The organism is Streptomyces sp. NPDC050732, from assembly GCF_040654255.1.
Lineage (GTDB): Bacteria > Actinomycetota > Actinomycetes > Streptomycetales > Streptomycetaceae > Streptomyces.
In genome coordinates, this window is sequence record NZ_JBFAHP010000007.1 from 134,636 (window position 1) to 157,037 (window position 22,402).

Annotated in this window: 24 protein-coding genes; 17 read left to right on the forward strand and 7 right to left on the reverse strand. The window is 68.9% G+C overall.

Annotated features, from left to right (window positions below; all coding sequences use genetic code 11):
• Positions 1 to 48: 48 nt before the first annotated feature.
• From AB0H82_RS08605 to AB0H82_RS08655, 11 genes are all read left to right on the forward strand, one after another.
• The gene (locus AB0H82_RS08605; RefSeq protein ID WP_362990252.1) at positions 49 to 1,365 is read left to right on the forward strand and encodes an MraY family glycosyltransferase; all 1,317 of its coding nucleotides are present in this window, start codon (positions 49 to 51) and stop codon (positions 1,363 to 1,365) included.
• 261 nt (positions 1,366 to 1,626) lie between these two features.
• Positions 1,627 to 2,076, forward strand: a complete 450-nt coding sequence (locus AB0H82_RS08610; RefSeq protein WP_362990254.1) for a hypothetical protein — start codon at positions 1,627 to 1,629, stop codon at positions 2,074 to 2,076.
• A gap of 276 nt (positions 2,077 to 2,352) precedes the next feature.
• Complete coding sequence (gene atpB, locus AB0H82_RS08615) at positions 2,353 to 3,123, forward strand: F0F1 ATP synthase subunit A (RefSeq protein WP_362990431.1); 771 nt, start codon at positions 2,353 to 2,355, stop codon at positions 3,121 to 3,123.
• Between the two features lie 75 nt (positions 3,124 to 3,198).
• Entirely contained in the window at positions 3,199 to 3,441 is a 243-nt protein-coding gene (gene atpE, locus AB0H82_RS08620; RefSeq protein ID WP_362990256.1) for an ATP synthase F0 subunit C, read from the forward strand.
• Between the two features lie 38 nt (positions 3,442 to 3,479).
• A complete protein-coding gene (locus tag AB0H82_RS08625; RefSeq protein ID WP_362990258.1) occupies positions 3,480 to 4,028 on the forward strand; it encodes a F0F1 ATP synthase subunit B in 549 nt (182 codons plus the stop codon).
• On the forward strand, positions 4,025 to 4,849 hold the full coding sequence (locus AB0H82_RS08630; RefSeq protein WP_362990260.1) for a F0F1 ATP synthase subunit delta: 825 nt from the start codon (positions 4,025 to 4,027) through the stop codon (positions 4,847 to 4,849). The genes AB0H82_RS08625 and AB0H82_RS08630 overlap by 4 nt, the downstream gene beginning before the upstream one ends.
• A 111-nt stretch (positions 4,850 to 4,960) precedes the next feature.
• On the forward strand, positions 4,961 to 6,553 hold the full coding sequence (gene atpA, locus AB0H82_RS08635) for a F0F1 ATP synthase subunit alpha (protein WP_362990262.1): 1,593 nt from the start codon (positions 4,961 to 4,963) through the stop codon (positions 6,551 to 6,553).
• Between the two features lie 20 nt (positions 6,554 to 6,573).
• Positions 6,574 to 7,494: a F0F1 ATP synthase subunit gamma gene (locus AB0H82_RS08640; RefSeq protein ID WP_362990264.1), complete on the forward strand. Its 921-nt coding sequence runs from the start codon at positions 6,574 to 6,576 to the stop codon at positions 7,492 to 7,494.
• Positions 7,494 to 8,936, forward strand: coding sequence for a F0F1 ATP synthase subunit beta (atpD, locus tag AB0H82_RS08645; protein ID WP_362990266.1), 1,443 nt, complete (start codon positions 7,494 to 7,496; stop codon positions 8,934 to 8,936). Before AB0H82_RS08640 ends, atpD begins: the two co-directional genes overlap by 1 nt.
• A gap of 130 nt (positions 8,937 to 9,066) precedes the next feature.
• On the forward strand, positions 9,067 to 9,441 hold the full coding sequence (locus AB0H82_RS08650) for a F0F1 ATP synthase subunit epsilon (protein ID WP_150172272.1): 375 nt from the start codon (positions 9,067 to 9,069) through the stop codon (positions 9,439 to 9,441).
• 144 nt (positions 9,442 to 9,585) lie between these two features.
• Positions 9,586 to 10,035 (forward strand): DUF2550 domain-containing protein, encoded by a 450-nt coding sequence (locus tag AB0H82_RS08655; RefSeq protein WP_362990268.1) that lies wholly within the window; start codon positions 9,586 to 9,588, stop codon positions 10,033 to 10,035.
• A 123-nt stretch (positions 10,036 to 10,158) separates the two neighbouring features.
• Here the strand turns inward: AB0H82_RS08655 and AB0H82_RS08660 are convergent, their stop codons facing one another.
• From AB0H82_RS08660 to AB0H82_RS08670, 3 genes are all read right to left on the reverse strand, one after another.
• Positions 10,159 to 12,027 carry a glycoside hydrolase family 18 chitinase gene (locus tag AB0H82_RS08660; RefSeq protein ID WP_362990270.1) on the reverse strand — a complete coding sequence of 623 codons (1,869 nt, stop codon included), beginning with the start codon at positions 12,025 to 12,027 and terminating at the stop codon, positions 10,159 to 10,161.
• Positions 12,028 to 12,221: 194 nt separating this feature from the next.
• Complete coding sequence (locus tag AB0H82_RS08665) at positions 12,222 to 12,872, reverse strand: response regulator transcription factor (protein ID WP_362990272.1); 651 nt, start codon at positions 12,870 to 12,872, stop codon at positions 12,222 to 12,224.
• A complete protein-coding gene (locus tag AB0H82_RS08670) occupies positions 12,869 to 14,059 on the reverse strand; it encodes a histidine kinase (protein WP_362990274.1) in 1,191 nt (396 codons plus the stop codon). Before AB0H82_RS08670 ends, AB0H82_RS08665 begins: the two co-directional genes overlap by 4 nt.
• A 165-nt stretch (positions 14,060 to 14,224) precedes the next feature.
• Here AB0H82_RS08670 and AB0H82_RS08675 point away from each other — a divergent pair, with 165 nt between their 5' ends.
• Both AB0H82_RS08675 and AB0H82_RS08680 read left to right on the forward strand, forming a co-directional pair.
• Positions 14,225 to 14,800 (forward strand): hypothetical protein, encoded by a 576-nt coding sequence (locus AB0H82_RS08675; RefSeq protein WP_362990276.1) that lies wholly within the window; start codon positions 14,225 to 14,227, stop codon positions 14,798 to 14,800.
• Between the two features lie 467 nt (positions 14,801 to 15,267).
• Positions 15,268 to 16,308: a M4 family metallopeptidase gene (locus tag AB0H82_RS08680; protein WP_362990433.1), complete on the forward strand. Its 1,041-nt coding sequence runs from the start codon at positions 15,268 to 15,270 to the stop codon at positions 16,306 to 16,308.
• On the opposite strand, the gene AB0H82_RS08685 is transcribed toward AB0H82_RS08680, so the two are convergent.
• Together AB0H82_RS08685 and AB0H82_RS08690 are read right to left on the reverse strand one after the other, a co-directional pair.
• The gene (locus AB0H82_RS08685) at positions 16,305 to 16,877 is read right to left on the reverse strand and encodes a cob(I)yrinic acid a,c-diamide adenosyltransferase (protein ID WP_362990278.1); all 573 of its coding nucleotides are present in this window, start codon (positions 16,875 to 16,877) and stop codon (positions 16,305 to 16,307) included. The genes AB0H82_RS08680 and AB0H82_RS08685 overlap by 4 nt on opposite strands.
• A gap of 14 nt (positions 16,878 to 16,891) precedes the next feature.
• Entirely contained in the window at positions 16,892 to 17,134 is a 243-nt protein-coding gene (locus AB0H82_RS08690) for a DUF6411 family protein (RefSeq protein ID WP_125515131.1), read from the reverse strand.
• A 171-nt stretch (positions 17,135 to 17,305) separates the two neighbouring features.
• On the opposite strand from AB0H82_RS08690, the gene AB0H82_RS08695 reads away from it, so the two are divergent.
• Entirely contained in the window at positions 17,306 to 18,529 is a 1,224-nt protein-coding gene (locus tag AB0H82_RS08695; protein WP_362990281.1) for a phospholipase D-like domain-containing protein, read from the forward strand.
• A 3-nt stretch (positions 18,530 to 18,532) separates the two neighbouring features.
• Here AB0H82_RS08695 and AB0H82_RS08700 read toward each other — a convergent pair whose 3' ends face one another.
• A complete protein-coding gene (locus tag AB0H82_RS08700) occupies positions 18,533 to 19,288 on the reverse strand; it encodes an ABC transporter permease (RefSeq protein ID WP_362990283.1) in 756 nt (251 codons plus the stop codon).
• Positions 19,289 to 19,317: 29 nt separating this feature from the next.
• Positions 19,318 to 20,109, reverse strand: coding sequence for an ATP-binding cassette domain-containing protein (locus AB0H82_RS08705; protein WP_362990285.1), 792 nt, complete (start codon positions 20,107 to 20,109; stop codon positions 19,318 to 19,320).
• Positions 20,110 to 20,191: 82 nt separating this feature from the next.
• On the opposite strand from AB0H82_RS08705, the gene AB0H82_RS08710 reads away from it, so the two are divergent.
• The 3 genes from AB0H82_RS08710 (at position 20,192) to AB0H82_RS08720 (ending at position 22,360) form a co-directional block, all read left to right on the forward strand.
• Positions 20,192 to 20,833, forward strand: coding sequence for a TetR/AcrR family transcriptional regulator (locus tag AB0H82_RS08710; RefSeq protein ID WP_362990286.1), 642 nt, complete (start codon positions 20,192 to 20,194; stop codon positions 20,831 to 20,833).
• Between the two features lie 158 nt (positions 20,834 to 20,991).
• The gene (locus AB0H82_RS08715; RefSeq protein WP_362990287.1) at positions 20,992 to 21,840 is read left to right on the forward strand and encodes a 3-hydroxyacyl-CoA dehydrogenase family protein; all 849 of its coding nucleotides are present in this window, start codon (positions 20,992 to 20,994) and stop codon (positions 21,838 to 21,840) included.
• Positions 21,841 to 22,036: 196 nt separating this feature from the next.
• Positions 22,037 to 22,360 carry an STAS domain-containing protein gene (locus tag AB0H82_RS08720; protein ID WP_030792181.1) on the forward strand — a complete coding sequence of 108 codons (324 nt, stop codon included), beginning with the start codon at positions 22,037 to 22,039 and terminating at the stop codon, positions 22,358 to 22,360.
• Positions 22,361 to 22,402: the final 42 nt, after the last annotated feature.

A 22,402-nucleotide genomic window follows, 5' to 3' on the forward strand; every position in this document is an offset into this window, starting at 1 on the left:
AGCTAGGGTGTGGGGCTGTGACGGCCAGCGAGACCTGTGGGGAAGCCCGTGCGTGAATACCTGCTGACGCTCTGCATCACGGCTGCGGTGACCTACCTGCTGACCGGCCCGGTGCGGAAGTTCGCGATCGTGGCCGGTGCCATGCCGGAGATCCGCGCTCGTGACGTGCACCGGGAGCCGACGCCCCGGCTCGGCGGGATCGCGATGTTCTTCGGACTGTGCGCGGGCCTCCTCGTCGCCGACCACCTGCCGAACCTGAACACGGTCTTCGAGAATTCCAACGAGCCGCGCGCGCTGCTCTCCGGGGCGGCGCTGATCTGGCTGATCGGCGTCCTGGACGACAAGTTCGAGATCGACGCGCTGATCAAGCTCGGCGGCCAGATGATCGCCGCCGGCGTCATGGTCATGCAGGGCCTGACGATCCTGTGGATCCCGGTGCCCGGCGTCGGCACGGTCTCGCTCACCTCCGGCCAGGGCACCCTGCTGACGGTCGCGCTCGTCGTCATCACCATCAACGCCGTCAACTTCGTCGACGGCCTCGACGGCCTCGCGGCGGGCATGGTCTGCATCGCCTCCGCGGCGTCCTTCATGTACGCCTACCGCATCTGGTACGGCTACGGCATCGAGGCCGCGGCCCCCGCCACGCTCTTCGCCGCCATCCTCATGGGCATGTGCCTCGGTTTCCTGCCGCACAACATGCACCCGGCCAGGATCTTCATGGGCGACTCGGGCTCGATGCTCATCGGGCTCGTCCTCGCCGCGGGCGCGATCTCCGTCACCGGGCAGGTCGACCCGGCCGCGATGAAGCTGAACTTCGGCGGCGGCCGCGATGCCACACACGCGATGCTGCCCGTCTTCATCCCGCTCCTGATGCCGCTCACGATCATCGCGATCCCCTTCGCGGACCTGGTCCTCGCCATCGTCCGGCGCACCTGGAACGGCAAGTCGCCGTTCGCCGCGGACCGCGGCCACCTCCACCACCGCCTCCTGGAGATCGGCCACTCGCACAGCCGCGCGGTGCTGATCATGTACTTCTGGTCGGCGCTCATCGCCTTCGGCACCGTCGCGTACTCCGTGCACTCCACGAGCATGTGGATCCTGCTGATGATCGTCGCGCTCAGCGCGCTCGGGCTCGTGCTGCTCCTCCTTCCGCGCTTCACCCCGCGCACCCCGCGCTGGGCGGAGGCCTTCGTGCCGCCGCGCTACCGGCGTCGTGCCGCTGCCGATGCCGCCGCCGAACCGGCCGCCCACGACGCGGTGCCCGCGGAGGAGGAGACTCCGGTCCCCGTGGGCGTCAACGGAGCGACCGCGATCGGCGCCCGCTCGCGCTTCGAGGAGCGACGGGAAGCGGAGACGTCGCGTTGACGCTCGACCCGAAATCGCCCCATTACCAGACAAGTTGCCCCGCTGGGTGCACATGCGCGCGGGTTACTTCTCATGTGTGACAGTGGGCACACCAAGCAGGTAAAGACCTCATCAAATAGTTTGTGATACGGTTCACGAGATCCCGGGATAGAGCCGAAGGGCCGTAGTGCGACGGTTCATTGGCCCGAGGGCCCCTCTCGATCCGGGTCTACGCTCGTCCATGACGACACCCTGCCCCCATCAGTAAGCGGAGCTGCCGCCATGCCGTCTCAAGACACCCGAAATCTCCTTCAGTCCGCTGTGCCCACAGCTGCCGTCGGCGCGATCGTCGCCGCCGTCAGTGCCGTGGTGGCCGGCGGAAAGGGGGCCATCGGGGCTGTCGTCGGCACCCTGGTCGTCATCGCCTTCATGGGGCTCGGTCTCTTCGTCCTGCAGCGGACGGCAAAATCGCTTCCGCAGTTGTTCCAGGCGATGGGGCTGATGCTCTACGTCGCCCAACTCCTGCTGCTTCTGATCTTCGTGGGCCTGTTCAAGGACACGACTCTGTTCAACCCGAAGGCATTCGCCATCGGACTTGTGGTGGCCACCGTCGCGTGGATGGCCTCGCAGGCCCGCGCGCACATGAAAGCCAAGATCCTTTACGTCGATCCCGACTCCTACAGCGACTCCGAGAAGAAGGACAAGCCGGAGAAGTCAGGGTCGTCGTCGTGAAGGGTAGGGGCGGGATAAATGGCCGTTCGAGATGCTGCTATCGTCCGGTGCCAACTGCGGCACTGCTGGCGCGGGCATCTGAGCTGACGCCTGCACGATCGCGAGGCTCGATGCCTGAACGCCGCTCACACTTCCGAAACACCAGTCCGGTGCCGACCCGCGGCCGCGTGCCGCGCCGACACGACAACGAGGTTGCCGTACCTATGCGTCACGCCGAAGGAGCCCGCGGTGAGTGCTGACCAAACTGAGCTCGCCTTCAACTGGAGCTGTCGGATCATGTCCGACAACGGCTGTGGCTTCCCGGCTCCGGGTCTGCACTCGTTCCTCTTCAAGCCGATCTTCACCGTCGGCGGGTTCGAGTTCAACAAGGTCATGCTGCTCGCCCTGCTGACCACGCTCGTCGTCGTCACCTTCTTCTACGTGGCGTTCGGCAAGGCCAAGCTGGTCCCGGGCAAGCTGCAGATGATCGGTGAGGCCGGATACGACTTCGTACGACGCGGAATCGTCTACGAGACCCTCGGCAAGAAGGAGGGCGAGAAGTACGTCCCCCTGATGGTCTCGATCTTCTTCTTCGTATGGATCATGAACATCTGGTCCGTGATCCCGCTGGCCCAGTTCCCGGTCTCGTCGATCATCGCGTACCCGGTCGTTCTCGCGCTCCTGGTCTACGTGCTCTGGGTCTCCCTGACCTTCAAGCGCCACGGTTTCGTGGGCGGTTGGAAGAACATCACGGGCTACGACAACTCGCTCGGCCCGATCAAGTGGCTCGTGTCGTTCATCGAGTTCTTCTCGAACCTGCTCGTGCGTCCCTTCACGCACGCGGTGCGACTCTTCGCCAACATGTTCGCCGGTCACCTGATGCTGGTGATGTTCACCGTCGCCTCCTGGTACCTGCTGAACAGCTACATGATCCCGGCCGCGGGCGTCTCCTTCGTGATGACCATGGTCATGATCCTCTTCGAGCTTTTCGTGCAGGCTGTCCAGGCGTACGTGTTCGTACTCCTCGCCTGCACGTACATCCAGGGCGCGCTCGCCGAGCACCACTGAGCCGTCCCAGCGCAAACCCCCAGATCGCCCGGTGGCCAACCCCCACCGGTCCATGAAAGAGAAGGAAGAACCGGCATGTCCGCTCTCCAGACCCTTGCCGCCAGCGAAGTCACCGGCTCCCTCGGTTCCATCGGTTACGGCCTGGCCGCGATCGGCCCCGGCATCGGCGTCGGCATCGTCTTCGGTAACGGCACGCAGGCTCTCGCCCGTCAGCCCGAGGCTGCCGGCCTGATCCGCGCCAACCAGATCCTCGGCTTCGCCTTCTGTGAGGCGCTCGCCCTCATCGGCATCGTTATGCCGTTCGTGTTCGGTAAGTAAGCACTTCTTACTGACACTTTTCGACGAAAGGCACTGATGTGATCGCCAACCTGGTTCAGCTGGCGGCCGAGGAAGAGCAGAACCCGCTCGTCCCGCCGGGTCCTGAGCTGCTCGTCGGCGCCATCGCCTTCGCCATCGTCTTCTTCTTCTTCTGGAAGAAGCTCCTCCCGAACATCAACAAGGTTCTGGAAGAGCGCCGGGAGGCGATCGAAGGCGGTATCGAGAAGGCCGAGGCCGCTCAGACCGAGGCCCAGAGCGTTCTTGAGCAGTACAAGGCTCAGCTCGCCGAGGCCCGGCACGAGGCCGCGCGTCTGCGCCAGGAGGCGCAGGAGCAGGGCGCCACGCTCATCGCCGAGATGCGGGCCGAGGGCCAGCGTCAGCGCGAGGAGATCGTCGCCGCCGGTCACGCGCAGATCGAGGCCGACCGCAAGGCCGCCGCGCAGTCGCTGCGTCAGGACGTGGGCCAGCTGGCCACCGACCTGGCCGGCAAGCTCGTCGGTGAGTCCCTGGAGGACTCCGCCCGCCAGAGCCGCACCATCGACCGCTTCCTCGACGAGCTCGAGGAGAAGGCCGAGGCAGCTCGATGACAGCGCACGGAGCGAGCCGCGAGGCCCTGGCCGCCGCGCGCGAGCGTCTCGACGCGCTGACGGACAGCACCGCGGTCGACGCCAAGCAGCTCGCGGACGAGCTGGCCGCCGTCACGGCGCTGTTCGCCCGCGAGGTCTCGCTGCGCCGGGTCCTGACCGACCCGTCGCAGTCCGGTGAGGCCAAGGCCGAGCTGGCGGGACGTCTGCTCTCCGGCCAGGTGGGCGGCGAGACCGCCGACCTGGTGGCCGGCATGGTCCGCGCGCGCTGGTCGCAGTCGCGTGACCTGGTGGACGCCATCGAGGAGCTCGCCAACCTCGCCGACCTGACCGGCGCGCAGAAGGCCGGCGCCCTGGACAACGTCGAGGACGAGCTCTTCCGGTTCGGCCGGATCGTCTCTTCCAGCACCGAGCTGCGGGCCGCGCTGACCGACCGCGCCGCGACGGGCACGGCCAAGAGCCAGCTGCTGCGCAGCCTGCTCGGAGGTCGCGCCGAGGACGTCACGGAGCGTCTCGTCGAGCGCCTCGTCACCGCGCCGCGTGGACGTAGCCTGGAAGACGGACTGGAGTCCCTCGCCAAGCTGGCCGCCGACCGCCGCAACCGCATGGTCGCCGTCGTCACTTCCGCCGTTCCGCTCTCGGACCGGCAGAAGGAGCGCCTCGGCACCGTCCTGGCCAAGGTGTACGGACGCCAGATGCACCTCAACCTCGACGTGGACCCCACGGTCCTCGGCGGGATCAGGGTCCAGGTGGGCGACGAGGTCATCAACGGCTCCATCGCGGACCGTATCGAGGAAGCCGGCCGCCGCGTGGCCGGTCAGTAAGACAAGAAGCACGACCTACGGCCCTAGTTGGGCCGTGCAGAGGATTCCTGGGGGCTGACCCCAGACCCCCCAAGAAAACTTCGGGCCCAACAAGGAGAGCAGGGAACCCAGATGGCGGAGCTCACGATCCGGCCGGAGGAGATCCGGGACGCGCTGGAGAACTTTGTCCAGGCGTACAAGCCGGACGCGGCCTCGCGCGAGGAGGTCGGTACGGTCACCCTTGCCGGCGACGGCATCGCGAAGGTCGAGGGCCTGCCCTCGGCCATGGCCAACGAGCTGCTGAAGTTCGAGGACGGGACCCTCGGTCTCGCGCTGAACCTTGAAGAGCGCGAGATCGGTTCGATCGTCCTCGGCGAGTTCAGCGGTATCGAAGAGGGCCAGTCGGTCAGCCGTACCGGCGAGGTGCTGTCGGTCGCCGTCGGCGAGGGCTACCTCGGCCGCGTCGTCGACCCGCTCGGCAACCCGATCGACGGCCTCGGCGAGATCGAGACCAGCGGGCGTCGCGCCCTTGAGCTGCAGGCCCCCACGGTCATGCAGCGCAAGTCGGTGCACGAGCCGATGGAGACCGGCTACAAGGCCGTCGACGCGATGACCCCGATCGGCCGTGGCCAGCGTCAGCTGATCATCGGTGACCGCCAGACCGGCAAGACCGCCCTGGCCGTCGACACGATCATCAACCAGCGCGACAACTGGCGCACGGGCGACGTGAACAAGCAGGTGCGCTGCATCTACGTCGCCATCGGTCAGAAGGGCTCCACCATCGCCTCCGTGCGCGGTGCCCTCGAAGAGGCCGGCGCGCTGGAGTACACGACCATCGTCGCCGCCCCGGCGTCCGACCCGGCGGGCTTCAAGTACCTGGCGCCCTACACCGGTTCGGCCATCGGCCAGCAGTGGATGTACGAGGGCAAGCACGTCCTCATCATCTTCGACGACCTCTCGAAGCAGGCCGACGCCTACCGCGCCGTGTCCCTGCTGCTCCGCCGCCCGCCGGGGCGCGAGGCCTACCCGGGTGACGTCTTCTACCTGCACTCGCGTCTGCTGGAGCGCTGCGCGAAGCTCTCGGACGAGCTGGGCAAGGGCTCGATGACCGGTCTGCCGATCGTCGAGACCAAGGCGAACGACGTGTCGGCGTTCATCCCGACCAACGTCATCTCCATCACCGACGGCCAGTGCTTCCTGGAGTCGGACCTCTTCAACGCCGGTCAGCGCCCCGCGCTGAACGTCGGTATCTCCGTCTCCCGAGTCGGTGGTTCCGCGCAGCACAAGGCGATGAAGCAGGTTTCCGGCCGTCTCCGCGTGGACCTCGCCCAGTTCCGTGAGCTGGAGGCGTTCGCCGCCTTCGGTTCCGACCTGGACGCCGCGTCGAAGGCGCAGCTGGAGCGCGGTCAGCGCATGGTCGAGCTGCTCAAGCAGCCGCAGTACGAGCCGATGGCGACCGAGGACCAGGTCGTCTCCGTGTGGGCCGGTACCACCGGTCGCATGGACGACGTGCCGGTCAACGACATCCGCCGCTTCGAGCGTGAGCTCCTCGCCTACCTGCACCGGCAGGAGCAGGGCCTCATGACCTCCATCAAGGAGGGCGGCAAGATGTCGGACGACACGCTGCAGGCCATCGGCGACGCGATCGCGGCGTTCAAGAAGCAGTTCGAGACCTCGGACGGGAAGCTTCTCGGCGAGGACGCTCCGGCCGCCGCCGGCAAGTGACGACGGAAGGGACCTGACTCATGGGAGCCCAGCTCCGGGTCTATAAGCGTCGCATCAAATCCGTCACCGCGACCAAGAAGATCACCAAGGCGATGGAGATGATCGCTGCCTCGCGCGTGGTCAAGGCCCAGCGCAAGGTGACGGCGTCCACGCCGTACGCGACCGAGCTCACCCGCGCGGTCACGGCGGTCGGCACCGGCTCGAACACGAAGCACCCGCTGACGACCGAGCCGGAGACGGCGACCCGTTCCGCGGTGCTGCTCCTCACGAGCGACCGCGGACTGGCCGGCGCCTTCAACTCGAACGCCATCAAGGCCGCGGAGCAGCTGACCGCGCGCCTGGAGGCCGAGGGCAAGGAGGTCGACACGTACATCGTCGGCCGCCGTGGTCTGTCCCACTACAACTTCCGCGAGCGCAAGGTCGTGGAGTCGTGGTCGGGCTTCACCGACGAGCCCACGTACGCGGACGCCAAGAAGGTCGCGGTGCCGCTGATCGAGGCGATCGAGAAGGAGACGGCGGAGGGCGGCGTGGACGAACTCCACATCGTCTACACCGAGTTCATCTCGATGATGACGCAGACGGCCATCGACGGCCGCCTGCTGCCGCTCAGCCTCGAAGAGGTGGCGGAAGAGTCGAAGTCCGGCAAGGACGAGATCCTTCCGCTGTACGACTTCGAGCCGTCGGCGGAGGACGTCCTCGACGCCCTGCTGCCGCGCTACGTCGAGAGCCGTATCTACAACGCGATGCTCCAGTCGGCTGCCTCCAAGCACGCCGCCACGCGCCGCGCGATGAAGTCGGCGACCGACAACGCCGGGGATCTGATCAACAGCCTCTCCCGGCTTGCCAACGCGGCCCGCCAGGCCGAAATCACCCAGGAAATCAGCGAGATCGTCGGCGGCACAGCAGCGCTGGCCGACGCGACCGCGGGGAGTGACAAGTAATGACGACCACTGTTGAGACGGCCGTTGCCACGGGCCGCGTCGCCCGGGTGATCGGCCCGGTCGTCGACGTGGAGTTCCCCGTCGACGCGATGCCGGAGATCTACAACGCCCTGCACGTCCAGGTCGACGACCCGTCGACCGAGGGCGCGAAGAAGACGCTGACCCTTGAGGTCGCCCAGCACCTGGGTGACGGCGTGGTCCGCGCGATCTCGATGCAGCCCACCGACGGCCTGGTCCGCCAGGCCCCGGTCACCAACACCGGCAAGGGCATCTCGGTGCCGGTCGGCGACGTGACCAAGGGCCGTGTGTTCAACACGCTCGGCGAGGTCCTGAACGACGACCCGTCGACGGTCGCCGACGCCGAGCGCTGGACGATCCACCGCAAGGCCCCCGCCTTCGACCAGCTTGAGTCGAAGACCGAGATGTTCGAGACCGGCCTGAAGGTCGTCGACCTTCTCACCCCGTACGTCAAGGGTGGAAAGATCGGTCTGTTCGGTGGTGCCGGTGTCGGCAAGACCGTGCTGATCCAGGAAATGATCGTCCGTGTGGCCAAGCTGCACGACGGTGTCTCCGTCTTCGCCGGTGTCGGCGAGCGCACCCGTGAGGGCAACGACCTCATGGTCGAGATGGAGGAGGCCGGCGTTCTCGACAAGACCGCGCTGGTCTTCGGCCAGATGGACGAGCCGCCGGGCACGCGTCTGCGCGTCGCCCTGGCCGGTCTGACCATGGCGGAGTACTTCCGCGATGTGCAGAAGCAGGACGTGCTGTTCTTCATCGACAACATCTTCCGCTTCACCCAGGCCGGTTCCGAGGTCTCGACCCTGCTCGGCCGCATGCCGTCCGCGGTGGGTTACCAGCCGAACCTGGCCGACGAGATGGGTCTCCTCCAGGAGCGCATCACGTCGACCCGCGGTCACTCGATCACCTCGATGCAGGCGATCTACGTCCCCGCGGACGACCTGACCGACCCGGCCCCGGCCACCACGTTCGCCCACCTCGACGCGACGACGGTGCTTTCCCGTCCGATCTCCGAGAAGGGCATCTACCCGGCCGTGGACCCGCTGGACTCCACGTCCCGCATCCTGGACCCGCGCTACATCGCGCAGGACCACTACGACTGCGCCATGCGCGTCAAGGGGATCCTGCAGAAGTACAAGGACCTCCAGGACATCATCGCGATCCTCGGTATCGACGAGCTCAGCGAGGAAGACAAGCTCGTCGTCGCCCGCGCCCGTCGCGTGGAGCGCTTCCTGTCGCAGAACACCCACGCCGCCAAGCAGTTCACCGGCGTGGACGGCTCGGACGTGTCCCTCGAAGAGTCGATCGCGGCGTTCAACGCGATCTGCGACGGCGAGTACGACCACTTCCCCGAGCAGGCCTTCTTCATGTGCGGTGGTCTTGAGGACCTCAAGAAGAACGCCAAGGAGCTCGGCGTCTCCTGAGCTCGGTAGCTCATGACGGTGAGGGACGGGTCACCCCCGCGGGGGCCGTGTCCCGTCCCTCCCCGTACGCCCACTAGAATTTGACCCAACACCCGGCTGAACCGCCGGGTGGTGACCCGAGGAGCCACTCTTGGCTGCTGAGCTGCATGTCGAGCTGGTCGCGGCGGACCGCAGTGTCTGGTCCGGCGAGGCCACCCTGGTCGTCGCGCGCACCACGTCCGGCGACATCGGCGTCATGCCCGGTCACCAGCCGCTGCTCGGTGTGCTGGAGTCGGGCCCGGTGACCATTCGTACGAGCGACGGCGGCACGGTCGTGGCCGCCGTCCACGGAGGATTCATCTCCTTCGCGGACGACAAGCTGTCGCTGCTCGCCGAGATCGCGGAGCTGTCCGACGAGATCGACGTCAAGCGTGCGGAGCGGGCGCTGGAGCGCGCGAAGTCGGAGGCCGACGCCTCCGCCGAGCGGCGCGCCGACGTCCGACTGCGTGCGGTGGCGACGCGCTGACCCCAGCGCGCGGCGTAACGTGACTCAGCCGCGGCCAGGTCCGGGAAGGTTCCGGACCGGGTCGCGGCTGAGGCAATGCGGGTGCAATGTATTGGTCCGTTGTCGGCCCGTCGGCCGACGGTAGAGGCGAGGAGGTCGGTGCCGATGATCCTCACTCTGCTCGTGTGCGGACTTGCTTTGATCGTGCTGGTTCTTTTGGGGCTCTTCGTCTTCGGACTGCGGCGCCGGCTGATCCAGCGCTCCGGTGGCACCTTCGACTGCAGTCTGCGCTGGGACGCCCCGGAGAAGGGCGACACCTCCGGCAAGGGCTGGGGGTACGGGGTCGCCCGCTACAACGGTGACCGGGTCGAGTGGTACCGCGTCTTCTCCTACGCTCCCCGGCCGCGCCGGGTCCTTGAGCGCTCCGCCATCGAGGTCGTGGACCGCCGCGCCCCGGACGGCGAGGAGGAGCTGGCCCTGCTCTCCGACGCGATCGTCCTCGGCTGCCTGCACCGGGGCGTCCGCCTGGAACTGGCGATGAGCGAGGACGCGCTGACAGGTTTCTTGGCGTGGCTGGAGGCGGCGCCTCCGGGGCAGCGCGTGAATGTGGCGTGAGCACGGCTCCCTAAGGGGCGCGGGGAACTGCGCGACCAGCCACATGCGGTCCGCACTCGCGAAATATGAGAAGCCGGGAAGACAGGGGGCGATCCTGTCTTCCCGGCTTCGTTTCGGGGACGGCTACTTCAGACCGTCATTGATGGCGGACACCAACTCACCGTTGGCCGTGTCCCCGCTGAACTCCCAGAAGAACGCCCCACCAAGCCCCTGCTCCTTGGCCCAGGCCATCTTGGAGCGGACGGTCGACGGCGTGTCGTAGGACCACCAGTTGCTGCCGCAGTGGGCGTACGCCGTACCGGCGACCGTGCCGTTCGAGGGGCAGGAGTTCTTGAGGACCTTGTAGTCCTCGATGCCCTGCTCGTAGGCGCCGGGGGCCGGCCCCGTGGCGGTGCCGCCCGGCTCCTTCTGGGTGACGCCGGTCCACCCGCGGCCGTAGAAGCCGATGCCGAGCAGCAGCTTGGAGCCGGGTACGCCCTTGGCCTTCAGCTTGGCTATCGCGTCCGCGGAGTTGAAGCCCTGCTGCGGGATGCCCGGGTAGGACGTGAGCGGGGAGTGCGGGGCCGTCGGGCCCTTGGCCGCCCACGCGCCGAAGAAGTCGTACGTCATCACGTTGTACCAGTCGGAGTACTGCGCCGCGCCGCCGTAGTCGGCGGAGTCGATCTTGCCGCCGGTGGAGGCGTCCGCGGTGATGGCGGCCGTGACGAGGTTCTTCGCGCCGAACTCGGTGCGGAAGGCCTGCATCATGTTCTTGAAGACGGCCGGTCCTGACGTGTCGCAGGACAGACCGCACGCGTTCGGGTACTCCCAGTCCAGGTCGATGCCGTCGAAGACGTCGGCCCAGCGCGGGTCCTCGACCAGGTCGTGGCAGGACTTGGCGAAGGCCGCCGGGTTCTTCATGGCGTCGGTGAAGCCGCCGGACCAGGTCCAGCCGCCGAACGACCAGAGGATCTTGATGTTCGGGTACTTGGCCTTCAGCTTGCGCAGCTGGTTGAAGTTGCCGCGCAGCGGCTGGTCCCAGGTGTCGGCGACGCCGTCGACGGACTGGTCGGCGGTGTAGGCCTTGTCGATGGCGGCGTAGGAGTCGCCCATCGTGCACTTGCCGCCCTGGACGTTGCCGAAGCTGTAGTTGATGTGCGTGATCTTCTCGGCCGAGCCGGAGGTCGCGATGTTCTTCGCGTGGTAGTTGCGCTGGTAGACGCCCCACTCCGTGAAGTAGCCGAGCTTGACCTTGTCACCGGGGCCGGGGCCCGGGTCGCCGCCGCCGGTGGTGCGGACCTTGACGGCGCCGCTGGCGGGTCCCGTCTGGCCTGCGGTGTCGCGGGCCTGGACGGTGTACGAGTAGTCGGTGCCCTTGGTCAGCCCGGTGTCGGAGTACGAGGTCTCCGTCACCGTCGCGACCTTGGCGCCGTCGCGCAGGACGTCGTAGTTCTTGACGCCCTTGTCGTCGGTGGCGGCCTTCCAGTCGAGCTTGACCGAGGTGTCGGTGATGCCGGAGGCGGTCGGGGTGCCGGGGGCGCTCGGCGGGTTGTCGCCGGGGACGCCGCCGCCGTCGCAGCCGGCGCCGTTCAGCTCGCAGTTGGCGGGGGAGCCGGAGCCGGTGCCGTTGAAGCCGAAGGAGACCGAGGCGCCGGGGGCGAGCGTCCCGTTCCAGCCGAGGTTCTTCGCGGTCCAGCGGTTGCCGGAGTTGGTGACGGTGGCGTCCCAGGCCGATGTCACCCGGGTGCCGGTGGGGAAGTCCCAGGCGACGTTCCAGGAGCTGATGCTGGTGGTGCCGGTGTTCTTGATCGTCCACTTGCCCTCGAAGCCGCTGCCCCAGTCCTGGGTCTTGGCGTACGTGGCGGTGGCCTCGGGGGCGGCGTCGGGTGCCGCCTCGGCGGAGGAGCCGAGGGCGACCAGGGTGGCGAGCGGGAGCAGCAGCGTGGTGACTCCCGCTACGGCCTTGTGTCTGAATTTGAGTCTCGAGCGGTTGGTGCTCTTCTTGAAGCGCACGAGGTGCTCCTCGGGTGAGATCCGGGGGTCTTAGGGGGTGGGACCCTGCGCCGCCCGTGAGCACGTGGACACGTGGGGGAGTGCTCACCGCAGTGCGGTGAGAATAGAAAGGTCTGGACCAACGGTCAAGAGGTCTGAACCAATGGCCGGATCGCGACGGTCCACCGCCCCGCCCCACCCTCGGGCCGGACGGATCAGACCCCCAACTCCTGCGCCAGGACGGCCGCTTGCACCCGGCTGCGCAGCTCCAGCTTGCCCAGCATCCGGCTGACGTGCGTCTTCACCGTTGCCTCCGCCATCGAGAGGCGGGTCGCGATCTCCGCGTTCGACAGCCCCTCCCCGATGCAGGAGAGGACTTCGCGCTCGCGGCGCGTGAGGCTGTCCAGGACGGCGGGGTCCGGCGCGTTCTCCCCGCGTACCGCCTTCGAAGGGGCGGCGAACTCGGCGATCAGGCGGCGGGTGACGGCCGGTGCGATCAGGCCCTCGCCGCGTGCGACCGTACGGACCCCTTCGAGGAGGTCCCTCGCCTCCGTGTTCTTCAGCATGAACCCGGAGGCGCCCGCGCGAAGCGCCCCGAAGACATACTCGTCGAGGTCGAAGGTGGTGAGGACCAGGACGTCCGCGAGCCCCTCGGCGACGACCTGCCGGGTCGCCGCCACCCCGTCGAGCCGTGGCATCTGTATGTCCATCAGGACCAGGTCGGGGCGGAGTTCGCGGGCGAGCGCGACGGCCTCCTCGCCGTCCGCCGCCTCGCCGACGACCTCGATGTCGGACGCGCTGCGCAGGATCAGGACGAGTCCCGCGCGCACGGCAGACTGGTCTTCGGCGACCAGCACCCGGATCATTCCTTGGCTCCTTCGTCGGCGGGGTCGACGGGCAGGGTCGCGAAGACGTTCCAGACCTTGCCGTCGGGGCTGCTCTCGGGGCCCGATTCAAAGGTGCCGCCGAGCAGTTCGGTGCGCTCGCGCATGCCGACGAGGCCGGCGCCCGAGCCCGGGGCGCGGGGCCCCGAGGGATCTCCGTAGGGGCTGGTCACCCGGACCGTGAGGGCGCGCGGTTCCTGGACCAGGGACACGGTGACGCGGCCGGGTGACGCGTGCTTCAGGGCGTTCGTCAGGGATTCCTGCACGATCCGGTACGCCGCGAGCTCCACCGGTGTGGGCAGCTTCGGGCCCTCCGGGATGCGCGCGTCGTCGAGGGTGACGTCGAGGCCGTTCGTGCGGGCGTTGCCGACGAGGGTGGCCAGCCCGTCCAGGGTGGGCGCGGCCGCCGGCTCCAGATCGCCGCTCTGGTCGCGCAGGATGCCGATGAGGCGGCGCATCTCGGCCAGCCCGTCGACGCTGTTCTCCCGGATGACGGCGAGCGCGTCCTTGCTGGTCCTCGGGTCGTCCAGGGAGAGCGCGGCCGTGGAGTGGATGGCGATCGCCGAGAGGTGGTTGGCGACCATGTCGTGCAGTTCGCGGGCCATCCTGGCGCGCTCGGCGCCGACGGCCTGGGCCCGGTCCATCTCCGCCAGGAGGGCGGTCTGCTCGGCCCGCAGCTTCGCCGCCTCGGCGGCCTCGCGGTGGTTGCGCACGAGGACGCCCGTGGTGGCGGGCGCGAAGGAGACCACACCGGTGACGAAGCCGATGAGGACGGCCTCCGCCTCCTGGAACCAGGCGAGGAAGCCGAGGGTGACCGCCACCGTCACCAGGCCCGTGGTGACGGGGATGCGCCGGGCGGCAGCCGGGGTGCCGTACACCACGGCCGCGTACACGATGTCCGTGAACATCAGGATCGACGCGAGGTTGCCCGACGTGAACTGGTCGGCCACCAGCGCGAGCGTGCCGCAGGCCAGAGCGGTCTGCGGCCTGCTGCTGCGCAGCAGTTCGAGCCCGGCCAGGACGAAGAGCGGCAGCAGCGACCAGTGGCCGCCGAACAGCCGGCCCCCCTGGGAGTGCAGCCCGAGCGCCTCCAGCACCAGCCCGCAGAGCAGGCTGGCCGCGGCGATCTGCACGTCGACGCGCTGCGGGCGGGGAAGGGACGGGGCCATGGGTCCATCCAACACGGCGGGGCGGCCCCCTGCCTGATCCTGAGGGAGGAACCGCCCGCTACATCGAAGGATGCAGTGCCGGTTCGTCACTGCCGACGACGATCAGCGGCCTCCGGAACGCGAGCCTTGAAGGGTGACCGGGGAAGCGAACGTAAGGAGAGCGCCGTGATCGTCGCGCTGATCGTCATCTGCGAGGTCGGCTTCTGGGTGCTGCTGGCCGGCGGGCTCGCGCTGCGTTACTGGGCGAGGATGCCGCGGGCGAGCGTCGCCGTCCTGCTGTGCGAGCCGCTGCTCGAAGTCCTGCTGTTCGTCGTCACCGCGATCGACCTGAAGAACGGCGCCGAGCCGGACTGGAAGCACGGCCTCGCCGCGGTCTACATCGGCTACTCCATCGCGCTCGGCCACTACACGATCAAGTGGGTCGACGTCCGTGTCGCCCACCGCTTCGCGGGCGGCCCCGCCCCTGCGACACCGAAGTACGGCGCCGCCCGCGCCGTCCACGAGTGGAAGCTCGCCGCCCGCTGGATCCTCGCCGCGCTGATCGCCATGGCCCTGCTGCAGGGCGCGGTCCAGTACGTGGGCGGGGGCGGCGAGATCTCCTCGCTGCGGATGTGGCAGCAGAAGATGCTGTGGGTGATCGGGATCAACGTCGTCATCGCCGGGACGTACACGCTCTTCCCGAAGAAGGCGCCCGCCGGGGAACGGACCGGGAAGCGCGAGAACTTCCTGACCAAGCTCTAGCCGCCCGTCCCGGCCGGGGCCACCATGCGGCCATGGACAGTACGCTGCTGGCCGCCCTGATCGGTACCGCAGGGGGCGGCCTTGCCACCGCGGGCGGGGCGTGGCTGCGGGCGCGGACCAATGTGCGGACCGCGGCACGGCTGATCTACGCCGAGCTCACCGCGGACAGCGCCGCCGTCGCGTACTTCCGGCTGACCGGGCAGTGGGTGGTGCCGCAGCTGTCCCGGACGGCGTGGGACAGCCACAGCGAGACCATCGCACGCCATCGCAGCAGCGCGTGCTTCGAAGCGGTCCACCACGGATACCGGGCGCTGGAGGTCGTGCCGTTCATCGCCGAGGGCAGCCTCACCGCGGCCGACCGCGACCAGTGGCTGCGGAGCGAGTCGGGTCAGCTCGTCGCGGCGATCAACGAGATCGGCACCATCGCGGGGGTGAGCAAGGACCGGATCGCACAGCGGACCCGGCTCCTGGACCTGGAGAGCGACGCGGCGCGCCGGGCCCACAACCCGCTGCTCTCCGGCATCGTCGCGCTGCCGGTCCTGGAGCGGATGGTGGACGGCGGCGCCCCGCCGCTGACCTACGACGGCCCCGGCTTCGTCCTCAAGGACGGAGCGCTCGAACTGCTGCCCGGGGTGGAGGGCGCGGGCCTGGTCGAGCACATCGTCTTCGACGCGCGCGGCGGGATGGAACTCGAAGGGCTGCCGGTGGCCCGTTGGACGGGGCGGCCCGCGACGGGCGACGTCACCGTCGACGAGACGTACGACGGCATGGAGGCGGTGTCCCGGTTCGTGCGTGAGGTCCTGGGGCGCGACACGGTGACGTACATGGGCCGCCCGATCGCGGCGGTCGTCCACTACGGCGAGGGGTTCAACAACGCCTTCTGGAACGGTGCCTTGATGGTCCTGGGCGACGGCGGCGCGGTCTTCGGCCGCTTCAGCAAGTGCGTCGAGGTCATCGGGGCCGAGCTGTGGCGCGGGCTGCCCGAGATCTCGGACCTCTCCTACCGGGGAGAGAACGGCGCGCTCGGCACCTCGCTCTGCGACGTCTTCGGTTCCCTGATCAAGCAGTACGCGCTGGGGCAGACCGCGGAGGAGGCGGACTGGGTGCTCGGCGCGGGCCTGCTCGCCCCCGGTGCCGGCGGGGCCGGGCTGCGCTCCCTGAAGGCCCCCGGCACGGCGTACGACAACGAGACCCTCGGCAAGGACCCGCAGCCCGCCCACATGGACGGCTATGTGCGCACCAGCCGGGACAACGGCGGCATCCACATCAACAACGGCATCCCCAGCCACGCCTTCTACCGGCTGGCGAGTGCTCTCGGCGGCCCCGCGTGGGAACGCGCGGGCCTCATCTGGTGGGACGCCCTCACCGACGGCGAGGTCGGTGAGGAGACCCTCTTCGCCGACTTCGCCCGGCTCACACTGAAGGCGGCCCGGGAGCGCTACGGCGAGGACGGCGAGGAGTACCGGGCCGCCCGCACGGCCTGGCGCGACGTGGGCGTCACGTCCTAGCGCTCGCCCCCCGGCACCCACAGCACATCCCCGACCTCCTTGTTGGCCGCGCGGGCCAGGATGAAGAGGAGGTCGGAGAGGCGGTTGAGGTAGGTGGCGGTCAGGGGGTTCATGACGTCTCCGTGCACCTCGAACGCCGCCCATGTCGAGCGCTCGGCCCGCCGTACCACCGTGCACGCCTGGTGCAGCAGCGCCGCGCCCGGCGTGCCGCCCGGCAGGATGAAGCTGCGGAGCTTCTCCAGTTCCTCCAGGAAGCGGTCGCAGTCCGCCTCCAGCTTGTCGATGTAGCTCTGCTCGACGCGCAGCGGCGGGTACTTCGGGTCCTCGACGACGGGGGTGGAGAGGTCGGCGCCCACGTCGAAGAGGTCGTTCTGGACCCGGACCAGGACCTTCACGACCTCCTCGTCGAGGCTGCCGAGCGCGATCGCCGTGCCGATGGCCGCGTTGGCCTCGTTGGCGTCGGCGTACGCCGCGATCCGCAGATCGGTCTTGGCGGTGCGGCTCATGTCCCCGAGGGCTGTGGTGCCCTGGTCGCCGGTCCTGGTGTAGATGCGCGTCAGATTGACCATGCGGGCCAGCCTAGTCAGAACGGCATGCGGCCCCGGGCACGGCGGCCGGCGGAGCCGCTGTGGCCCACCGCCTTGGAGCTGCTGCGGAAGGGCTTGCTGAAGATCCGGCCCAGGATGCCGGGAGCCTTGCCGCCGGCGCGCGAACCGGCTCCCAGGGTGCGCTGGGTGCCGCGTTCGGGGTGCCGGGAGAGGCGGGGGACGAGGAAGGCGAGGACGGCCAGGACGACGCAGACGGCGACGATACCGACAACCATCATGACGGGCTCCTTGAGGTCGGGTACGTCTGCCGTGTGCCCCGGCAGCCACGGCCCATGCGGCGCCCGCGGCCCGCCCGCGGGGCGGGAGTACAGTCGGCTCGCCGCTCAGCCCGTGCCGGACCGGGCGCCGCGGCCCGACGTTTCCTCGTCGTGTTCCGGCCAGGGAATGTCATGACCCGTACGCAGGAGTCCGCCGAGCCGGCCTCGGGTGCCACCGGAGCGCCCGGTCGCCCGGCGGTACCGAATCGCGTCGCGCGGATACGGCGGCGTCTGGAGCGGCTGATCGGCATCGCGGCGACCGAGGGCAACGCGCTGACCGTCCTGCGCAACGGCGACGAGATCTTCACCGCCATGCTGGCCGCGATCCAATCCGCCGAGCACACGGTCGACATGATGACCTTCGTCTACTGGAAGGGCGACATCGCCCGCCGGTTCGCCGACGCCCTCGCGGAGCGGGCGCGCGCCGGGCTGCGGGTGCGGCTGCTGCTCGACGGCTTCGGCAGCCGGCTGATCGAGGACGAGCAGGTGCGGGTGATGGAGCGGGCGGGGGTGCAGGTGACGTGGTTCCGCAAGCCGCTGCATCTGTCGCCCCTCAAGCAGAACCACCGCTGTCACCGCAAGGTCCTCGTCGTCGACGAGGAGACCGCCTTCACCGGTGGGGTGGGCATCGCCGAGGAGTGGTGCGGCGACGCCCGCAACCCCGGCGAGTGGCGCGACACCCACGTCGAGGTGCACGGCCCCGCGGTGGACGGCATCGCCGCGGCGTTCGCGCAGAACTGGGCCGAGTGCCACGGCGAACTCTTCGACGACCAGGACCGGTTCATCAGGCACCGCCCCCAGGGCGACGCCGTCGTGCAGGTGGTGCGCGGCTCGGCCAGCTTCGGCTGGCAGGACATGCAGACCCTGATGCGCGTCATGCTCGAATCCGCCGAGGAACGCTTCCGCCTGGCCACGGCCTACTTCTCCCCGGACGCGTACTTCGTCGAGCTGCTCTGCGCCACCGCGCGGCGCGGGGTCGAGGTGGAGATCGTGCTGCCCGGGCCGCACACCGACAAGCGGGTCTGCCGGCTGGCCGGGCAGCACTACTACGAGGATCTGATCGGCTGTGGGGTGAGGATCTACGAGTACCAGCCGACGATGATGCACGCCAAGGTCATCACCGTCGACGGCGTCGCCGCCCTGATCGGCTCGACCAACTTCAACCGTCGCTCCCTCGATCACGACGAGGAAGTCATGCTCGCCGTCCTGGACCAGGAGTTCACCGCGACGCTGGACGGGCACTTCGACGACGACGTGCGGGCCAGTGAGCTGATGCGGGAGGGCCGGTGGAAGAGACGTTCCCTCCTCCAGCGGGCCCGTGAGGTGAGCGTCCGGCCCATCCGCCGGTTCCTGTGAGGCCTATGCCCCGCTCCGCCGGAAGACACGTGTGCCCACCGTCACGGACAGCAGGACGAACGCGAGGGCCATCAGGACGCCGTACAGCATGGTCGTGGTCGCGTACTCCCCGACGTATCCCGCCCGCATCGCGTCGACGAGGTAGCGGAACGGCATGAAGTGGGAGAGCACGTCCAGCCAGGTGGGCGCGAGGGCCATCGGCAGCATCAGGCCCGAGAGCAGCATCGACGGCATGCTCACGGCGTTCACGGCGGGCCCGAACTCGTGCGCCTTGGAGACCTTCATGGCCAGCGCGTACGAGAGGGAGGCGAGGCCCGCGGTGAGCAGCGCCACGAACGCGAAGCCGATGAGGATGCCGCCGAGCGGTGCCCTGAGCCCCATCGCGAGCGCGGCGAGCACGAGCAGCACGGCCTGGAAGACGAAGAGCGCGGCGTCGCGCAGGATCCGGCCGAGGAGCAGCGCGAGACGGCTGACGGGCGTCACCCGCATCCGCTCCACCACGCCGAACTGCTTCTCGATGATGAGCGCGAAGCCGCTGAACGTGGCGCCGAACAGGCCGAGTTGCAGCAGCAGCCCGGGGACGAGCACCTGCCACGAGTCGCCCCGTGAGCCGAGCGGCAGATCGGTGAGGAGCGGGCCGAAGAAGAGCAGGTAGAGCAGGGGGGTGAGGACACCGAAGAGGATCTGGAACTTGGAGCGGAGGGTCTGCCGGGCGTACCGCCCGAAGATCAGCGCGGTGTCGGAGAGCAGTGCAGGCATGGTGGGGGTCCCGGATCGGTGCGTGAGGGTCAGACGGCGACGGGGGTCGCGTCCGCAGTGGACTGGGATGCGATGTCGCGCCCGGTGATGGCGAGGAAGGTGTCCTGGAGGGTGGCGTCGATCGAGCCGCCGTACTGGAGCTTGAGTGCGCTCGGCGTGCCGTCGGCGACGACGACGCCCCGGTCCACGACGACCAGGCGGTCGGAGAGCGCGTCGGCCTCGTCGAGGTAGTGCGTGGTGAGGAAGACCGTCGTGCCGTGCTCGTCGCGCAGCTTCCGCACCAGTTCCCACAGGTCGGCCCGGCTGCCCGGGTCGAGGCCGGTGGTCGGCTCGTCGAGGAAGAGCACCTCTGGCCGGTGGGTGAGCCCCATGGCGATGTCGAGCCGCCTGCGCTGGCCGCCGGAGAGCGCCGCGCAGGGGCGTTCCATCAGCTCGGTGAGGCCGAGGTCGTGCGCCAGCTCGTCGGCGCGGGTCTCGGCCCGGGACTTCGGCAGGCGGTAGAGCCGGCCCTGGGTGACAAGCTCCTCGCGTACGGAGACGCTCAGGTCGACGCCGCCGGACTGGGCCACGTACCCGATCCTGCTCCGGACGCCGGCGGGGTCCCGGGCCAGGTCGCAGCCCGCAACGGTGGCGGCGCCGCCGGTGGGCGCGAGCAGCGTGGTCAGCATGCGCAGCGTGGTGGTCTTACCCGCGCCGTTCGGCCCGAGGAAGCCCAGGATCTCGCCGGGCTGCACACGCAGGTCGATGCCGCGCACGGCTTCGACGGGGCCGCCCTTGGTCTGGAAGGTCCGGGCGAGCCCGGAGGTGCTGATGATTGCCATGGCGACCACAAAAACAGAGTCTCTGAAAATTTGCAATCGCCCCAAAATTTCAGAGACTCTACGATGGACCTAGGATGGGGCCATGAGTGAGGGACTGAGGGAGCGCAAGAAGCGGCAGACGAAGCAGCGGATCTCGGACATCGCGACCGGGCTCTTCCTGGAGCGCGGCTTCGGCGCGGTGACCATCGCGGAGATCGCGGAGGCCGCGGACGTCTCGGCCAACACCGTCTACAACTACTTCCCGGCCAAGGAGGACCTGTTCCTCGACCGGGGCGAGGCCGTCGTCGACCGGCTCTCCGGCTATGTGCGCGGCCGCCGGCCGGGGGAGTCCGCCGCGGCCGCAGTCCTGCGCGAGCTGCGCGCGGACGTGGAGGGTGTCTCGCCCGGCATCGGGCTCTTCCCGGGCTGGGCCGACTTCATGAAGGTCATCACCGAGGCGCACACCCTGCGCTCCCGGCTCTGGGCGATCCAGCAGGAAGCGCTCACGCACCTCACGAAGACCCTCGCGGAGGAGACCGGGGCCGCCGCCGACGACCCCCTGCCCGGGCTGATCGCGGGTCAGCTCTCCTGGCTCCACAGCACGCTCATGGCCTGGATCGGCGACGAGATGTCCAAGTCCCGCGAGCCCGGCGAGGTCTCCCGCGAAGCACTCGTGCTGCTCGACGAGATGGAGGACCTGCTCGGCGAGAAGGTCCTCAACTACGCGGTGCGCGCCGCCGGATGAGGCGTATCGCAGCCGTACCAGTGTGATGTCCGTCATTTGAGACGTGACGCGCATCTCTTCACGGCCACAGGCGCCCTCACGAACGCTAACGTGCGCCGAAGAGGCATACGTGAACAGCGTGTGAGCCAAGCGTGATAAGCGGTAGGGGAGTCGGAACAGTGGCACGGAAGCTCGCCGTCATCGGAGCCGGACTCATGGGGTCCGGCATCGCTCAGGTCTCCGCCCAGGCGGGCTGGGACGTCGTCCTGCGCGACGTCACCGACGAGGCACTGACCCGGGGCACCGACGGGATCAAGGCGTCGTACGACAAGTTCGTGAGCAAGGGCAAGCTCGCCGCCGACGACGCCGAGGCCGCGCTCGCGCGCATCACGACGACCACCGACCTGGACGCCGTCGCCGACGCCGACATCGTCGTCGAGGCCGTCTTCGAGAAGCTGGAGGTCAAGCACGAGATCTTCCGCACGCTCGACAAGCTCGTGCGCGACGACGCCGTGCTCGCCTCCAACACCTCCGCCATCCCGATCACGAAGATCGCGGCCGTCACCGAGCGCCCGGAGCGCGTCGTCGGCGCCCACTTCTTCTCGCCGGTTCCGATGATGCAGCTCTGCGAGCTGGTGCGCGGCTACAAGACCAGCGACGAAACCCTCGCCCGCACCCGGGAGTTCGCCGAGTCGGTCGGCAAGACCTGCATCGTCGTCAACCGCGACGTCGCCGGCTTCGTGACGACCCGGCTGATCTCCGCCCTCGTCGTCGAGGCCGCCAAGCTCTACGAGTCGGGCGTCGCCACCGCCGAGGACATCGACATCGCCTGCAAGCTCGGCTTCGGCCACGCCATGGGCCCGCTCGCCACCGCCGACCTCACCGGCGTCGACATCCTGCTCCACGCCACCAGCAACATCTACACGGAGTCCCAGGACGAGAAGTTCGCGCCGCCGGAGCTGATGCGCCGGATGGTTGACGCCGGTGACATCGGGCGCAAGAGCGGGCAAGGGTTCTACAAGCACTGAACCAGCACTGACGTACGCCGTCTGACGCCCCGTCGGGTGCATTGGCACCCGGCGGGTCACCCCTCGGAGTGAATTCGGTATCGGTTCGCTTACAGACGGCAACTTCCTCGCCCACGCGGCAGTCAGTTGCAGTGACATACGCAGACGCCCTACGTATCGGGCGTCACAGCAGACACAGCACTCTCGGGGAGCGCATATGCACATCAGGGGCGACCAGGCCCAGCTGGTCGTCGGGGGACGCCTCGACGTACGCAGCGCGGCGGACGCCCGCACGGTCCTGCACTCGGCCGTCGACGACGGCGCCGGCGACCTGGTGCTGGACCTGTCCGAACTCGACTCGTGGGACGCCACGGGACTCGGCGTCATCATGGGCGCGCACCGCCGCGCCGGGCGGTGCGGACGCAGACTCGTCCTGCGCCATGTGCCACCGCAGATGCAGCGCCTCCTCGTCGCGACCCGGCTGCACCGGATCCTCGCCATCGAAGGCGGCATCGGTGTCGAATCGCTCCCCAGAGCCTGAACGATCCTGAACCGCACCACACGCACAATCCTCACGAGACTG

Excerpts from the sequence above, each read along its gene's own strand:
- AB0H82_RS08610 (WP_362990254.1), top strand. The coding sequence starts at position 1,627 with ATGCCGTCTCAAGACACCCGAAATCTCCTTCAGTCCGCTGTGCCCACA.
- atpB (WP_362990431.1), top strand. The coding sequence starts at position 2,353 with ATGTCCGACAACGGCTGTGGCTTCCCGGCTCCGGGTCTGCACTCGTTC.
- atpE (WP_362990256.1), top strand. The coding sequence starts at position 3,199 with ATGTCCGCTCTCCAGACCCTTGCCGCCAGCGAAGTCACCGGCTCCCTC.
- AB0H82_RS08630 (WP_362990260.1), top strand. The coding sequence starts at position 4,025 with ATGACAGCGCACGGAGCGAGCCGCGAGGCCCTGGCCGCCGCGCGCGAG.
- atpA (WP_362990262.1), top strand. The coding sequence starts at position 4,961 with ATGGCGGAGCTCACGATCCGGCCGGAGGAGATCCGGGACGCGCTGGAG.
- AB0H82_RS08640 (WP_362990264.1), top strand. The coding sequence starts at position 6,574 with ATGGGAGCCCAGCTCCGGGTCTATAAGCGTCGCATCAAATCCGTCACC.
- atpD (WP_362990266.1), top strand. The coding sequence starts at position 7,494 with ATGACGACCACTGTTGAGACGGCCGTTGCCACGGGCCGCGTCGCCCGG.
- AB0H82_RS08655 (WP_362990268.1), top strand. The coding sequence starts at position 9,586 with ATGATCCTCACTCTGCTCGTGTGCGGACTTGCTTTGATCGTGCTGGTT.
- AB0H82_RS08665 (WP_362990272.1), bottom strand. The coding sequence starts at position 12,872 with ATGATCCGGGTGCTGGTCGCCGAAGACCAGTCTGCCGTGCGCGCGGGA.
- AB0H82_RS08670 (WP_362990274.1), bottom strand. The coding sequence starts at position 14,059 with ATGGCCCCGTCCCTTCCCCGCCCGCAGCGCGTCGACGTGCAGATCGCC.
- AB0H82_RS08685 (WP_362990278.1), bottom strand. The coding sequence starts at position 16,877 with ATGGTCAATCTGACGCGCATCTACACCAGGACCGGCGACCAGGGCACC.
- AB0H82_RS08690 (WP_125515131.1), bottom strand. The coding sequence starts at position 17,134 with ATGATGGTTGTCGGTATCGTCGCCGTCTGCGTCGTCCTGGCCGTCCTC.
- AB0H82_RS08695 (WP_362990281.1), top strand. The coding sequence starts at position 17,306 with ATGACCCGTACGCAGGAGTCCGCCGAGCCGGCCTCGGGTGCCACCGGA.
- AB0H82_RS08700 (WP_362990283.1), bottom strand. The coding sequence starts at position 19,288 with ATGCCTGCACTGCTCTCCGACACCGCGCTGATCTTCGGGCGGTACGCC.
- AB0H82_RS08705 (WP_362990285.1), bottom strand. The coding sequence starts at position 20,109 with ATGGCAATCATCAGCACCTCCGGGCTCGCCCGGACCTTCCAGACCAAG.
- AB0H82_RS08710 (WP_362990286.1), top strand. The coding sequence starts at position 20,192 with ATGAGTGAGGGACTGAGGGAGCGCAAGAAGCGGCAGACGAAGCAGCGG.
- AB0H82_RS08720 (WP_030792181.1), top strand. The coding sequence starts at position 22,037 with ATGCACATCAGGGGCGACCAGGCCCAGCTGGTCGTCGGGGGACGCCTC.